Genomic DNA, 15056 nt, shown 5'->3' with positions numbered 1-15056 from the left:
TCATGGCTGATTACCAGGACAAAAACGTCGTCATTATCGGTCTGGGCTTAACCGGACTCTCTTGCGTGGACTTTTTTCTCGCCCGCGGCGTGACGCCGCGGGTGATGGATACTCGCGTGACGCCGCCGGGTCTGGATAAGCTGCCGCAAGATGTTGAGCGTCACGTTGGCGGCCTGAACGACGAGTGGCTCTTAGCGGCGGATTTAATCGTCGCCAGCCCTGGTATTGCTCTGGCGCATCCCTCTCTTAGCGCTGCCGCCAGCGCTGGAGTGGAAATTGTCGGCGATATCGAACTGTTTTGCCGCGAAGCGCAGGCGCCGATTGTGGCTATCACCGGCTCAAACGGCAAAAGCACCGTGACCACCTTAGTGGGCGAGATGGCGAAGGCGGCGGGCGTCAATGTCGGTGTTGGCGGCAATATCGGTCTTCCGGCGCTGATGCTGCTGGATGCCGATCGCGAATTGTACGTGCTGGAATTATCCAGTTTCCAACTGGAAACCACGTCAAGTTTGCAAGCGGCGGCGGCAACGGTGCTCAACGTCACTGAAGATCATATGGACCGGTATCCGTTTGGTTTGCAACAGTACCGGGCGGCGAAACTGCGCGTCTACGAGAAGGCGAAAGTGTGCGTAGTGAATGCCGATGACGCGTTGACGATGCCGGTTCGCGGGGCCGATGAACGATGCGTCAGCTTTGGCGTCAATATGGGTGATTATCACCTTAATCGTCAGCAGGGCGAAACCTGGCTGCGAGTCAAAGGCGAGAAGGTGCTGAACGTGAAAGAGATGAAGCTTTCCGGTCAGCATAACTATACCAATGCGTTAGCGGCGCTGGCGCTGGCGGATGCCGTAGGTCTGCCGCGCGCCAGCAGTTTGAAGGCGTTGACGACATTTACCGGTCTGGCGCATCGCTTCCAGCTGGCGTTGGAGCATAACGGCGTACGTTGGATCAACGACTCGAAAGCGACCAACGTCGGCAGTACCGAAGCGGCGCTAAACGGTTTGCATGTGGACGGTACGCTGCATCTGCTGCTGGGCGGCGACGGTAAGTCGGCAGACTTTTCTCCGCTGGCGCGCTATCTGACCGGCGATCGTATCCGCCTGTATTGCTTTGGGCGCGATGGCGCGCAGCTTGCCGCGCTGCGTCCGGAAATCGCCCAACAGACTGAGACGATGGAAGAGGCGATGCGTTTGCTGGCGCCGCGCGTTCAGCCGGGTGATATGGTGCTGCTGTCGCCCGCCTGCGCCAGCCTCGATCAGTTTAAAAATTTTGAGCAACGGGGCGATGTCTTTACCCGTCTGGCGAAGGAGTTAGGTTGATGCGTTTATCTCTCCCCCGTCTGAGAATGCCGCGCGTACCAGGCTTTGGCCTCCTGGCCTGGCTGTTTGCGGCGCTTAAAGGCTGGGTGATGGCTTCGCGCGATAAAGACGCCGACAGTCTGATCATGTATGACCGTACGCTGCTATGGCTGACCTTCGGGCTGGCGGCGATTGGTTTTGTCATGGTGACGTCGGCCTCCATGCCAGTCGGGCAGCGCCTGGCGAACGATCCGTTTTTGTTTGCCAAACGTGATGCGCTCTATATCTTCCTGGCATTTTGTCTGGCGATGGTCACGCTACGTTTGCCCATGACCTTCTGGCAAAAATACAGCACGACGATGCTGATAGCGTCGATCATTATGCTGCTTATCGTGCTGGTCGTCGGGAGCTCGGTTAACGGGGCGTCGCGCTGGATTGCGCTGGGGCCGCTGCGTATTCAGCCTGCGGAGTTTACCAAGCTGTCGCTGTTCTGCTACCTCGCGAACTATCTGGTGCGTAAGGTTGATGAGGTGCGAAATAACCTGCGCGGCTTTTTAAAACCAATGGGCGTGATTCTGGTGCTGGCGGTGTTACTGCTGGCGCAACCTGACCTCGGGACGGTGGTCGTACTGTTTGTCACCACGCTGGCGATGCTGTTTCTCGCCGGGGCGAAATTATGGCAGTTCATCGCCATTATCGGGATGGGCATCTCGGCGGTGATTCTGTTAATCCTCGCCGAACCGTATCGTATTCGCCGCGTTACCTCGTTCTGGAATCCCTGGGAAGATCCGTTCGGCAGCGGTTATCAGCTGACGCAGTCGCTGATGGCTTTTGGTCGCGGTGAGATATGGGGGCAAGGGCTGGGGAATTCGGTGCAGAAACTGGAGTATTTGCCGGAGGCGCACACCGATTTCATCTTCGCCATTATTGGGGAAGAACTGGGTTATATCGGTGTGGTATTGGCGCTTTTAATGGTATTCTTCGTCGCTTTTCGCGCGATGTCGATTGGCCGTAAGGCATTGGAGATTGACCACCGTTTTTCCGGATTTTTAGCGTGTTCTATCGGTATTTGGTTTAGTTTCCAGGCGCTGGTAAACGTTGGCGCGGCCGCGGGGATGCTGCCGACCAAAGGTCTTACGCTGCCGCTGATCAGTTATGGCGGGTCGAGTCTGTTGATTATGTCGACGGCCATTATGTTTTTATTACGTATTGATTATGAAACGCGTCTGGAAAAAGCGCAGGCGTTTACACGAGGTTCTCGATGAGTGGTCAACCGAAGCGGTTAATGGTGATGGCGGGCGGTACCGGCGGGCACGTGTTCCCGGGACTGGCCGTTGCGCATCATTTAATGGCCCAGGGCTGGCAGGTTCGCTGGCTGGGTACCGCCGATCGTATGGAAGCGGATTTAGTGCCGAAGCATGGCATCGATATTGACTTTATTCGGATCTCCGGTCTGCGCGGCAAAGGCGTAAAAGCGCTTCTGGCGGCGCCGCTGCGGATTTTTAACGCCTGGCGGCAGGCGCGGGTGATCATGAAGCGGTTTAAGCCGGATGTCGTGCTGGGAATGGGCGGTTATGTTTCCGGCCCCGGCGGTCTTGCTGCCTGGTCATTGGGTATTCCGGTCGTTTTGCATGAGCAAAACGGTATCGCCGGGCTGACCAATCAGTGGCTGGCCAAAATCGCGACCACGGTGATGCAGGCGTTTCCCGGTGCGTTTCCGAACGCGGAAGTGGTGGGTAACCCGGTGCGTACCGACGTACTGGCGTTGCCGTTGCCGCAGGTGCGTCTGGCCGGTCGTGACGGCCCGATTCGCGTGTTGGTGGTCGGCGGTTCTCAGGGGGCGCGAGTCCTGAACCAGACGATGCCGCAGGTTGCCGCCAGACTGGGCGATACGGTTACAATCTGGCATCAAAGCGGAAAAGGCGCGCAGCTCACGGTAGAGCAGGCATATGCCGGGGCGGGACAACCGCAGCATAAGGTAACGGAATTTATCGATGACATGGCCGCCGCCTATGCGTGGGCGGATGTGGTGGTATGTCGTTCCGGCGCTTTAACGGTGAGCGAGATCGCCGCCGCCGGATTACCGGCGATATTTGTGCCGTTTCAGCATAAAGACAGGCAGCAGTACTGGAATGCGCTGCCGTTAGAAAACGCCGGCGCAGCTAAGATTTTTGAGCAGCCGCAGTTTACTGTAGAGGCTGTCGCCGACACCCTGGCGGGGTGGTCGCGCGAGGCGTTGTTAACCATGGCGGAGCGTGCCCGCGCGGTATCCATTCCGGATGCTACCGAGCGCGTCGCCAGTGAAGTCAGCCGGGTTGCCCGGACATAATTTGTGGCGGTGCCTTTTGCATCGCAGGGTTTTTCTACCCTCAATAATTTGGGTTGCAGGCAAGCCAACGCATCTGCAATTTGAAGTATGGCGGGTATTGGAGTTAATGGCGTAAAGAATGAATACACAACAACTGGCAAAACTGCGTTCCATCGTGCCCGAAATGCGTCGCGTTCGGCACATTCACTTTGTCGGCATCGGTGGTGCTGGTATGGGCGGTATTGCCGAAGTTCTGGCCAATGAAGGGTATCAGATCAGTGGTTCCGATTTAGCGCCGAATCCGGTGACCCAGCAGTTGACGAGCCTGGGGGCGACGATTTTCTTTAACCATCGTCCGGAAAATGTGCGTGATGCCAGCGTGGTCGTCGTTTCCAGCGCAATTTCCGCGGATAACCCGGAAATTGTCGCGGCGCATGAAGCGCGTATTCCGGTTATTCGCCGTGCGGAAATGCTGGCGGAACTGATGCGTTTTCGCCACGGCATCGCCATTGCCGGGACGCACGGAAAAACCACAACGACCGCGATGGTGTCCAGTATTTATGCCGAAGCGGGGCTGGACCCGACTTTCGTGAATGGCGGACTGGTGAAAGCCGCAGGCGTTCATGCGCGTCTGGGCCATAGTCGTTACCTGATTGCCGAGGCAGATGAGAGCGACGCGTCCTTCCTGCATTTGCAGCCGATGGTCGCGATCGTCACCAACATCGAAGCCGACCATATGGATACCTATCATGGCGACTTTGAAAATTTAAAGCAGACGTTTATTAACTTCCTGCATAACCTGCCGTTCTACGGTCGCGCGGTAATGTGCGTCGACGATCCGGTCATCCGCGAGTTGCTGCCGCGGGTGGGGCGTCAGACCACGACGTATGGCTTTAGCGAGGATGCTGACGTCCGCGTAGAAGATTATCAGCAGATAGGGCCGCAGGGGCACTTTACGCTGTTGCGCCAGGGAATGCCGGATCTGCATGTCACGTTGAATGCGCCGGGTCGCCACAATGCTCTGAATGCCGCCGCGGCAGTGGCGGTAGCGACCGAAGAAGGCATCGCCGATGACGCTATTCTGCGCGCGCTGGAAAGCTTCCAGGGGACCGGGCGTCGTTTTGACTTCCTCGGCGAGTTCCCGCTTGAGCCGGTGAATGGTAAAGCCGGGACGGCGATGCTGGTGGATGATTATGGCCATCATCCGACTGAAGTAGACGCCACCATTAAAGCTGCGCGAGCAGGGTGGCCGGATAAAAAACTGGTGATGCTGTTTCAGCCGCACCGTTACACGCGCACGCGCGATCTGTATGACGATTTCGCCAATGTGCTGACCCAGGTTGATGCGCTGCTGATGCTGGACGTTTACCCGGCGGGCGAAGCGCCGATTCCGGGAGCGGATAGCCGTTCTTTATGTCGTACGATTCGTAATCGGGGAAAAATTGACCCGATTCTGGTTTCCGATCCGGCTCAGGTTGCGACAATGTTAGCGCCGGTGCTGACGGGTAACGACTTGATATTAGTGCAAGGCGCAGGAAATGTTGGCAAAATTGCGCGTTACTTATCTGAAATCAAGCTGAAGCCGCAAATCCAGGAGGAAGAACAACATGGCTGATAAAATCGCGGTCCTGTTGGGCGGAACCTCTGCGGAGCGGGACGTTTCGTTAAATTCCGGCGCGGCAGTGTTGGCCGGGTTACGTGAAGGCGGCATTGATGCGCATCCCGTCGATCCGCAAGAGGTCGATGTCGCGCAGCTTAAAGCAATGGGCTTTCAGAAGGCCTTTATTGCGTTGCATGGCCGCGGCGGTGAAGATGGCACCTTACAGGGAATGCTTGAACTGCTCGGCCTGCCTTATACCGGCAGCGGTGTGATGGCCTCGGCGCTTTCAATGGATAAACTGCGCAGTAAATTGCTGTGGCAGGGCGCGGGCTTACCGGTTGCGCCGTGGGTCGCGCTGACGCGCGCTGAGTTTGAAAAAGGCCTTAGCGAAGAACAAAAAGCGCGAATTTCGGCGCTGGGTTTACCGCTGATCGTCAAACCCAGCCGTGAAGGCTCCAGCGTCGGTATGACGAAAGTAGTAGAAGAAAATGCTTTACAGGGTGCGTTATCATTGGCTTTTCAGCATGATGACGAAATACTGATTGAGAAATGGCTGTGCGGTCCGGAATTTACGGTGGCGATAGTTGGCGAAGAAATTTTACCGTCAATTCGTATCCAACCGGCAGGAACCTTCTATGATTATGAGGCGAAGTATCTCTCTGATGAGACTCAGTATTTCTGCCCTGCTGGTTTAGAAGCGTCCCAGGAAGCCGCGCTACAGTCTCTCGTCCTGCAGGCATGGAAAGCTTTAGGCTGCACGGGATGGGGGCGTATTGACGTCATGCTGGACAGCGATGGTCAGTTTTATCTGCTGGAAGCCAATACATCTCCGGGGATGACCAGCCATAGTCTGGTGCCGATGGCGGCGCGTCAGGCGGGAATGAGCTTCTCGCAGTTAGTGGTACGAATTCTGGAGTTGGCGGACTGATATGTCGCAGGCTGCGCTGAACACGCGAAACAGTGATGAAGAGACGCCTTCTTCACGCCGCAATAATGGAACGCGTCTTGCAGGAATTTTATTCCTGCTGACGGTACTGTGCACCGTGTTTGTTAGCGGGTGGGTCGTGTTAGGGTGGATGGAAGATGCGCAGCGTTTACCGTTATCAAAGCTGGTATTAACCGGCGAGCGTCACTACACGCGTAACGATGATATCCGTCAGGCGATACTGGCTCTGGGCGCGCCGGGAACCTTCATGACGCAGGATGTGAACATTATCCAGAGCCAGATTGAGCGTTTGCCGTGGATTAAACAGGCCAGCGTCAGAAAACAGTGGCCTGATGAATTGAAGATTCATCTGGTTGAATATGTGCCGATTGCGCGTTGGAATGATCAACATATGGTCGATGCTGAAGGGAACACCTTCAGCGTGCCGTCAGACCGCATCGGCAAACAGGTTTTACCCATGTTGTATGGCCCGGAAGGCAGCGCGAGTGAAGTGTTGCAGGGATACCGCGAGATGGGGCAGGTGCTGGCTAAGGATAAATTCACTCTAAAGGAAGCGGCGATGACCGCACGTCGCTCCTGGCAATTGACGCTTAATAACGGCATTAAGCTCAATCTCGGCAGGGGCGATACGATGAAAAGGTTGGCTCGCTTTGTAGAACTCTATCCGGTTTTACAGCAGCAGGCGCAAACCGATGGCAAACGGATTAGCTACGTTGATTTGCGTTATGACTCAGGTGCGGCAGTTGGCTGGGCGCCGCTCCCCCCTGAGGAATCTAATCAGCAACAGAATCAGGCACAGGCAGAACAACAATGATCAAGGCGACGGACAGAAAACTGGTAGTAGGACTGGAGATTGGCACCGCGAAGGTTGCCGCTTTAGTAGGGGAAGTTCTGCCCGACGGTATGGTCAATATCATTGGCGTGGGCAGTTGCCCATCGCGGGGTATGGATAAAGGCGGGGTGAATGACCTTGAGTCAGTGGTGAAATGCGTTCAGCGCGCCATTGACCAGGCGGAATTGATGGCTGATTGCCAGATCTCCTCGGTATATCTGGCGCTTTCCGGCAAACATATTAGCTGTCAGAATGAAATTGGTATGGTGCCCATTTCCGAAGAGGAAGTGACGCAGGAAGATGTGGAAAACGTCGTGCATACTGCGAAGTCAGTGCGCGTGCGCGATGAACATCGCGTGCTGCATGTGATTCCTCAGGAGTACGCCATTGACTACCAGGAAGGCATTAAAAATCCGGTCGGTCTTTCCGGCGTGCGTATGCAGGCGAAAGTACATTTGATTACCTGCCACAACGATATGGCAAAAAACATTGTCAAAGCCGTTGAACGTTGTGGTCTGAAAGTTGACCAACTGATATTTGCCGGACTGGCGGCCAGTTATTCCGTGTTAACGGAAGATGAACGTGAACTGGGCGTCTGTGTCGTGGATATCGGCGGTGGTACAATGGATATCGCCGTTTATACTGGCGGCGCGCTGCGTCATACCAAAGTGATCCCTTACGCGGGGAACGTGGTGACCAGCGATATCGCTTATGCCTTTGGTACGCCGCCGAGCGATGCTGAAGCCATTAAAGTCCGCCACGGTTGCGCGCTGGGTTCCATCGTCGGTAAAGACGAGAGCGTTGAAGTACCGAGCGTAGGCGGGCGTCCGCCGCGCAGCCTGCAACGTCAGACGCTGGCGGAAGTGATTGAGCCGCGTTACACCGAGCTGCTCAATCTGGTCAACGAAGAGATATTGCAATTACAGGAACAGCTTCGCCAACAAGGGGTAAAACATCACCTGGCGGCGGGGATTGTGTTAACCGGCGGCGCGGCGCAAATCGAAGGGCTTGCTGCTTGCGCTCAGCGCGTGTTTCATACGCAGGTGCGTATTGGCGCGCCGCTGAATATTACCGGTCTGACGGATTATGCCCAGGAGCCGTATTACTCAACGGCGGTGGGATTGCTTCACTACGGGAAAGAGTCCCACTTAAACGGTGAAGCAGAAGTGGAAAAACGTGTTACGGCATCAGTTGGCTCGTGGATCAAGCGACTTAATAGCTGGCTGCGAAAAGAGTTTTAATTTTTTATGAGGCCGCCAGATATTACGGCCTCAGGCGACAGGCACATGACGGAGAGAGATTATGTTTGAACCTATGGAACTAACCAACGACGCGGTGATTAAAGTCATCGGCGTCGGTGGTGGCGGCGGTAACGCTGTTGAACACATGGTGCGCGAGCGCATCGAAGGTGTTGAATTCTTCGCGGTGAATACCGACGCTCAGGCGTTGCGTAAAACGGCGGTTGGCCAGACCATTCAAATTGGTAGCGGCATTACCAAAGGTCTGGGCGCCGGCGCTAACCCGGAAGTCGGTCGTAACGCGGCGGACGAAGACCGTGAAGCGCTGCGTGCGGCGCTTGAAGGCGCAGACATGGTATTTATCGCGGCAGGCATGGGCGGCGGTACCGGAACCGGCGCGGCGCCAGTGGTTGCTGAAGTGGCAAAAGATTTAGGTATTCTGACCGTTGCCGTGGTGACTAAGCCTTTCAATTTTGAAGGCAAAAAGCGTATGGCATTTGCGGAGCAGGGTATCACCGAGCTGTCCAAGCATGTGGACTCGTTGATCACCATCCCGAACGACAAGCTGCTGAAAGTGCTGGGCCGTGGTATCTCCCTGCTCGACGCGTTCGGCGCGGCTAACGACGTGCTGAAAGGCGCGGTTCAGGGTATCGCAGAGCTGATCACCCGCCCAGGCCTGATGAACGTCGACTTTGCTGACGTGCGTACCGTGATGTCTGAAATGGGCTACGCAATGATGGGCTCCGGCGTGGCGAGCGGTGAAGACCGTGCGGAAGAAGCGGCTGAAATGGCTATTTCTTCTCCGCTGCTGGAAGATATCGACCTGTCCGGCGCGCGCGGCGTGTTGGTCAACATTACGGCGGGCTTTGACCTGCGTCTGGACGAGTTTGAAACCGTCGGTAACACTATTCGCGCGTTTGCGTCGGATAACGCCACCGTGGTTATCGGTACCTCTCTGGACCCGGATATGAATGATGAACTGCGCGTGACGGTAGTGGCGACCGGTATTGGTATGGACAAACGTCCGGAAATCACCCTGGTCACCAATAAACAGGTGCAGCAGCCGGTGTTGGATCGTTATCAGCAGCACGGTATGGCGCCGCTGACGCAGGAGCAAAAAACGGTCGCGAAAGTGGTTAACGACAATACACCACAGGCGGCGAAAGAGCCGGATTATCTGGATATCCCCGCATTCCTGCGTAAGCAAGCTGATTAAGAATTAGCTGGAATTTGGGATTCTGGGCTCTTTGTGCTAAACTGGCCCGCCGAATGTATAGTACACTTCGGTTGGATAGGTAATTTGGCGAGATTATACGATGATCAAACAAAGGACACTTAAACGTATCGTTCAGGCGACTGGCGTCGGTTTACACACCGGCAAAAAAGTCACCCTGACATTACGCCCTGCGCCGGCCAATACCGGGGTCATCTATCGTCGCACCGACTTGAATCCACCGGTAGATTTCCCGGCCGATGCCAAATCTGTGCGTGATACCATGCTCTGTACGTGTCTGGTGAATGAGCATGATGTACGGATTTCAACCGTTGAGCACCTGAACGCTGCTCTGGCGGGCTTAGGTATCGATAACATCGTTATTGAGGTTAATGCCCCGGAAATCCCGATCATGGATGGCAGTGCCGCTCCGTTTGTCTACCTGCTGCTTGATGCCGGTATTGATGAACTGAACTGCGCCAAAAAATTCGTACGCATCAAAGAGACTGTTCGGGTTGAAGATGGCGATAAATGGGCTGAATTCAGACCGTACAATGGTTTTACGTTGGATTTCACCATCGACTTTAACCATCCGGCGATCGATTCCAGCAGCCAGCGCTACGCGATGAACTTCTCTGCGGATGCGTTCATGCGCCAGATCAGCCGTGCGCGTACCTTCGGTTTTATGCGTGATATCGAATATCTGCAGTCCCGCGGCCTGTGCCTGGGCGGCAGCTTCGATTGTGCCATCGTTGTTGACGATTATCGCGTATTGAACGAAGACGGCCTGCGTTTTGAAGATGAATTCGTTCGTCACAAAATGCTTGACGCGATCGGTGACTTGTTCATGTGTGGTCACAATATTATTGGTGCGTTTACCGCGTATAAATCCGGTCACGCATTGAATAACAAATTGTTACAGGCAGTCCTGGCAAAACAGGAAGCCTGGGAATTTGTGACCTTCCAGGACGACGCAGAACTGCCGTTGGCTTTCAAAGCGCCTTCGACGGTACTGGCATAACGACATACGCTGTCGTATAAAATTCGACTGGTTAACCTGGCACTCTCTCCGGCCAGGCGAGCCAGTCGTTTTTTTTACTATTCTTTATCTGCGCTTTCCTTAATACAGCCATTTTGACAGGGTTAAATGGAAACACGGCGCGTTCGCTGTTTTCTTAGCCGATTTTCACCTTAGCTTCTCGTCATTACTGCTGTAGCGCGTACGCTTTAATGATAAGATTTGTGCGCAAATTGTTTTGATTCCGTAAGCCCGTGAGGGGCATATCAGGTGGCAATGACGTGAGTGGAATACTGACGCGCTGGCGACAGTTAGGCAGACGATACTTCTGGCCGCATCTCTTATTAGGGATGGTCGCGGCGAGTTTTGGTTTGCCCGCGCTCAGTAACGCCGCCGAAACCAATACGCCTGCAAGGACGACCGCCAGCACCGCGTCTAAAGTTAACTTTAGCCATCTTGCGCTGTTAGAAGCCTCTAACCGTCGTCCCAATTTCACCGTAGATTACTGGCATCAGCACGCTATTCGCACGGTGATTCGCCACCTTTCTTTTGCAATGGCGCCGCAAACGCTGCCCGTTGCCGATGCGCCTTCGCCATTACAGGCGCATCATATCGCCTTACTGAATACGCTCAGCGCGATGCTCACGCAGGAGGGCACGCCGCCGGCGATTGTTCGCCGCCTCTCCCTGGCGTATTTTGCGCCACAAACCGCATTTAGCATCCCGGCCTGGATAAGTCAGGCGCAGGGTATCCGCGCCGGTCCGCAACGTCTCAGCTAACGAAAAAAGACCCTTTTACTTTATTTGTAGCTCCGCGGCGCGGGGCATTTGAGACTTTATTATGCTAATCAAATTATTAACCAAAGTATTCGGTAGCCGTAACGATCGTACGCTGCGTCGTATGCGTAAGGCCGTCAGCCTTATTAATGCGATGGAACCGGAGATGGAAAAACTCTCCGATGACGAACTGAAAGCGAAAACCAACGAATTTCGCGCCCGTATTGAAAAAGGCGAAAGCGTAGAGAGCCTGATTCCGGAAGCGTTCGCGGTGGTGCGTGAAGCCAGTAAACGCGTCTTTGGGATGCGTCACTTCGACGTTCAGCTATTGGGTGGTATGGTGCTCAACGATCGCTGTATCGCCGAAATGCGTACTGGTGAAGGTAAAACGCTGACCGCAACGCTGCCAGCCTACCTGAACGCGCTGTCCGGCAAAGGCGTTCATGTGGTAACCGTGAACGACTATCTGGCGCAGCGTGACGCCGAAAACAACCGTCCGCTATTCGAATTCCTCGGCATGTCCGTTGGTATCAACCTGCCAGGTATGCCTGCGCCAGCCAAACGTGAAGCTTACGCTGCCGACATCACTTACGGCACTAACAACGAATACGGTTTTGACTACCTGCGCGACAACATGGCGTTCAGCCCGGAAGAGCGCGTGCAGCGTAAACTGCATTATGCGCTGGTGGATGAGGTCGACTCCATCCTGATCGATGAAGCGCGTACGCCGCTGATTATTTCCGGCCCGGCGGAAGATAGCTCGGAAATGTACAAAAAAGTGAACAAAATCATTCCGCACCTGATTCGTCAGGAGAAAGAAGATTCTGACACTTTCCAGGGCGAAGGCCACTTCTCCGTTGATGAGAAAGCGCGCCAGGTTAACCTGACCGAACGCGGTCTGGTGCTGATCGAAGAGCTACTGGTGCAAGAAGGCATTATGGATGAAGGCGAGTCGCTCTACTCGCCTGGCAATATTATGCTGATGCATCACGTCACCGCCGCGCTGCGCGCGCACGCGCTGTTTACCCGTGACGTGGATTACATTGTGAAAGACGGCGAAGTCATCATTGTTGATGAACATACCGGTCGTACCATGCAGGGGCGTCGCTGGTCTGACGGTCTGCACCAGGCGGTAGAAGCGAAAGAAGGCGTTGAAATTCAGAATGAAAACCAGACGCTGGCGTCTATCACCTTCCAGAACTACTTCCGTCTGTATGAAAAGCTGGCCGGTATGACCGGTACGGCGGATACTGAAGCCTTCGAATTTAGCTCTATCTATAAGCTGGACACCGTCGTTGTTCCGACCAACCGTCCGATGATCCGTAAAGATTTGCCGGATCTGGTGTACATGACCGAAGCGGAAAAAATCCAGGCCATTATCGAAGATATTAAAGAACGTACCGCGAACGGTCAGCCAGTGCTGGTCGGGACGATTTCTATCGAGAAATCTGAAGTGGTTTCCAGAGAGCTGACCAAAGCGGGCATCAAACATAACGTACTGAACGCAAAATTCCACGCCAACGAAGCAGGCATCGTTGCGCAGGCTGGTTATCCAGCGGCGGTCACAATCGCTACCAACATGGCGGGGCGTGGTACTGATATTATGCTGGGCGGTAGCTGGCAGGCGGAAGTCGCCGCGCTGGAAGCGCCGACGGAAGAACAGATTGCGCAGATTAAAGCGGACTGGCAGGTACGCCATGACGCGGTTCTGGCTGCCGGCGGTCTGCATATTATTGGCACCGAGCGCCATGAATCCCGCCGTATCGACAACCAGCTGCGTGGCCGTTCCGGTCGCCAGGGCGATCCGGGTTCTTCCCGTTTCTACCTGTCGATGGAAGATGCGCTGATGCGTATTTTCGCCTCCGATCGTGTCTCCGGTATGATGCGTAAACTGGGGATGAAGCCGGGCGAAGCGATTGAGCACCCGTGGGTGACGAAAGCTATCGCTAACGCGCAGCGTAAAGTAGAAAGCCGTAACTTCGATATTCGTAAGCAACTGCTGGAATATGATGATGTGGCGAACGATCAGCGCCGTGCAATTTATACCCAGCGTAACGAACTGCTGGATGTGTCTGACGTGAGCGACACCATTAACAGCATTCGCGAAGATGTCTTTAAGGCGACTATCGACGCCTACATTCCGCCGCAGTCGCTGGAAGAGATGTGGGACATCCCGGGTTTGCAGGAACGCCTGAAAAACGACTTCGACCTGGAGCTGCCGATTGCCGAATGGCTGGATAAAGAGCCGGAGCTGCATGAGGAGACGCTGCGTGAGCGCATCCTGGCGCAGTCTATCGAAGTGTATCAGCGTAAAGAAGAGGTGGTTGGCGCTGAAATGATGCGTCATTTCGAAAAAGGCGTGATGCTGCAAACGCTCGATTCCCTGTGGAAAGAGCACCTGGCGGCGATGGATTACCTGCGTCAGGGTATTCATCTGCGCGGCTATGCGCAAAAAGATCCGAAGCAGGAATACAAGCGCGAATCCTTCGCTATGTTCGCCGCGATGCTGGAATCGCTGAAATATGAAGTGATCAGCACCCTGAGCAAAGTCCAGGTACGTATGCCGGAAGAGGTCGAAGCGATGGAAATGCAGCGTCGCGAAGAGGCGGAGCGCCTGGCGCAGATGCAGCAGCTAAGCCATCAGGATGACGATACCGCCGTGGCTGCCGATCTGGCCGCCCAAACAGGCGAACGTAAGATTGGACGTAACGATCCTTGCCCTTGCGGTTCCGGTAAGAAATACAAACAGTGTCACGGTCGCCTGAGCTAATGCGATAAACTTACCGGCCTGATAAGACATAATGTGTTGCCATCAGGTCGGTGCTGGCATTATTGCCGAAGGGCGCTACGCTTATTCGGCCTGGCATTGAACACAGATAAAAAGGCGCAGGCGACTGCGCCTTTTTTATGGATGCAACAAGATGAAAAGACTGCAAATCGCGGTTGGGATTATCCGCAACCCGAACGATGAAATTTTTATTACCCGACGCGCCGCTGATGCGCATATGGCGAACAAGCTGGAATTTCCCGGCGGAAAAATTGAAGCCGACGAAACACCAGAGCAGGCGTTGATCCGGGAGCTACAGGAAGAGGTGGGGATTACGCCAACACAGGTGACATTATTCGACACTCTGGAATATCAATTCCCGGACCGACACATTACGCTGTGGTTTTGGCTGGTTGAACGCTGGGAGGGCGAACCGTGGGGGAAAGAAGGACAGCCGGGACGGTGGATCGCGCAAAACGCGTTGAATACGGACGATTTTCCACCGGCCAATGAACCGATTATTCGTAAATTACGCCAATTTGCGCCTTAGTGGGGGATCGCAACACGATCCCCATCGATCTTATTAGCGATTTAATGTCGACATAATTTCCGGCCAGTAGCGGGGGCCGGCCGCGGCGTCGTGAGGAAAAACCGCCTCAATTGCCGTCAGCTCCTGCGGGCTTAGGGTCAGTGATAACGCGCCAGGGTTTTCTGGCGCAGTGGCGGCTACGTTTCTGTTATAGCCTAATCTCGCCGGTTTATTGGTATTATCCCGGCCGCGCGCATATGGCGCCAAAACTACGCGTATTTATTGATTATTTTTGTCATAAGGCGATATTGCCGTCTCAACAGAGCTATCACCGTTAGCGCTCTTCACTCCAGTCGTCGCTATCAGACTGGTCGCCGCTGCTGGCGATTCGTTTCTCTTCGGCGGCCCATTCGCCCAAATCAATTAACTGACAGCGTTTAGAACAAAATGGGCGGAAGGGGCTAATTTCCCCCCAGACGACCGGTTTACCGCAGGTCGGACAGTTTACGACGGTCACGTCAGACATTTTTA

General features: G+C 54.8%; 13 protein-coding genes and 2 pseudogenes. 13 read left to right on the top strand and 2 right to left on the bottom strand.

What is annotated here, in order from left to right; genetic code table 11:
• Positions 1-2 precede the first annotated feature (2 nt).
• From murD to mutT, 12 genes are all read left to right on the top strand, one after another.
• On the top strand, positions 3-1319 hold the full coding sequence (murD, locus tag OLG56_RS17910) for a UDP-N-acetylmuramoyl-L-alanine--D-glutamate ligase (protein WP_000796438.1): 1317 nt from the start codon (positions 3-5) through the stop codon (positions 1317-1319).
• Positions 1319-2563, top strand: a complete 1245-nt coding sequence (ftsW, locus tag OLG56_RS17905) for a cell division protein FtsW (RefSeq protein ID WP_001239803.1) — start codon at positions 1319-1321, stop codon at positions 2561-2563. Before murD ends, ftsW begins: the two co-directional genes overlap by 1 nt.
• Positions 2560-3627, top strand: a complete 1068-nt coding sequence (murG, locus tag OLG56_RS17900; protein WP_023214746.1) for an undecaprenyldiphospho-muramoylpentapeptide beta-N-acetylglucosaminyltransferase — start codon at positions 2560-2562, stop codon at positions 3625-3627. Before ftsW ends, murG begins: the two co-directional genes overlap by 4 nt.
• A 118-nt stretch (positions 3628-3745) precedes the next feature.
• Entirely contained in the window at positions 3746-5221 is a 1476-nt protein-coding gene (gene murC / locus OLG56_RS17895; RefSeq protein WP_001096069.1) for a UDP-N-acetylmuramate--L-alanine ligase, read from the top strand.
• Positions 5214-6134 carry a D-alanine--D-alanine ligase gene (locus tag OLG56_RS17890; protein ID WP_000763892.1) on the top strand — a complete coding sequence of 307 codons (921 nt, stop codon included), beginning with the start codon at positions 5214-5216 and terminating at the stop codon, positions 6132-6134. Before murC ends, OLG56_RS17890 begins: the two co-directional genes overlap by 8 nt.
• A gap of 1 nt (position 6135) precedes the next feature.
• The gene (gene ftsQ / locus OLG56_RS17885) at positions 6136-6966 is read left to right on the top strand and encodes a cell division protein FtsQ (protein WP_000075728.1); all 831 of its coding nucleotides are present in this window, start codon (positions 6136-6138) and stop codon (positions 6964-6966) included.
• Positions 6963-8225, top strand: coding sequence for a cell division protein FtsA (gene ftsA / locus OLG56_RS17880; RefSeq protein WP_000588463.1), 1263 nt, complete (start codon positions 6963-6965; stop codon positions 8223-8225). The genes ftsQ and ftsA overlap by 4 nt, the downstream gene beginning before the upstream one ends.
• A 61-nt stretch (positions 8226-8286) precedes the next feature.
• Positions 8287-9438: a cell division protein FtsZ gene (ftsZ, locus tag OLG56_RS17875; RefSeq protein WP_000462785.1), complete on the top strand. Its 1152-nt coding sequence runs from the start codon at positions 8287-8289 to the stop codon at positions 9436-9438.
• 100 nt (positions 9439-9538) lie between these two features.
• The gene (lpxC, locus tag OLG56_RS17870) at positions 9539-10456 is read left to right on the top strand and encodes a UDP-3-O-acyl-N-acetylglucosamine deacetylase (RefSeq protein WP_000595487.1); all 918 of its coding nucleotides are present in this window, start codon (positions 9539-9541) and stop codon (positions 10454-10456) included.
• Positions 10457-10734: 278 nt separating this feature from the next.
• Complete coding sequence (gene secM, locus OLG56_RS17865) at positions 10735-11232, top strand: secA translation cis-regulator SecM (protein WP_000014336.1); 498 nt, start codon at positions 10735-10737, stop codon at positions 11230-11232.
• Between the two features lie 61 nt (positions 11233-11293).
• On the top strand, positions 11294-13999 hold the full coding sequence (gene secA, locus OLG56_RS17860; RefSeq protein WP_000905755.1) for a preprotein translocase subunit SecA: 2706 nt from the start codon (positions 11294-11296) through the stop codon (positions 13997-13999).
• Positions 14000-14150: 151 nt separating this feature from the next.
• Positions 14151-14546 (top strand): 8-oxo-dGTP diphosphatase MutT, encoded by a 396-nt coding sequence (gene mutT / locus OLG56_RS17855; RefSeq protein ID WP_000826474.1) that lies wholly within the window; start codon positions 14151-14153, stop codon positions 14544-14546.
• 33 nt (positions 14547-14579) lie between these two features.
• On the opposite strand, the pseudogene OLG56_RS17850 reads toward mutT, so the two are convergent.
• Positions 14580-14720 (bottom strand): annotated as a pseudogene (locus OLG56_RS17850) (aldo/keto reductase); the annotation flags it as partial.
• 35 nt (positions 14721-14755) lie between these two features.
• Between OLG56_RS17850 and OLG56_RS17845 the strand changes: the two are divergent.
• Positions 14756-14863 (top strand): annotated as a pseudogene (locus OLG56_RS17845) (LysR family transcriptional regulator); the annotation flags it as partial.
• Here OLG56_RS17845 and yacG read toward each other — a convergent pair.
• Positions 14860-15051, bottom strand: a complete 192-nt coding sequence (yacG, locus tag OLG56_RS17840; protein WP_001286419.1) for a DNA gyrase inhibitor YacG — start codon at positions 15049-15051, stop codon at positions 14860-14862. The pseudogene OLG56_RS17845 and the gene yacG overlap by 4 nt on opposite strands.
• Positions 15052-15056 lie beyond the last annotated feature (5 nt).

This window comes from Salmonella sp. 2018103, from assembly GCF_026247685.1.
Lineage (GTDB): Bacteria > Pseudomonadota > Gammaproteobacteria > Enterobacterales > Enterobacteriaceae > Salmonella > Salmonella enterica.
The sequence above is the reverse complement of the archived record's forward strand: the minus strand, read 5'-3'. Positions and strand labels throughout refer to the sequence as shown.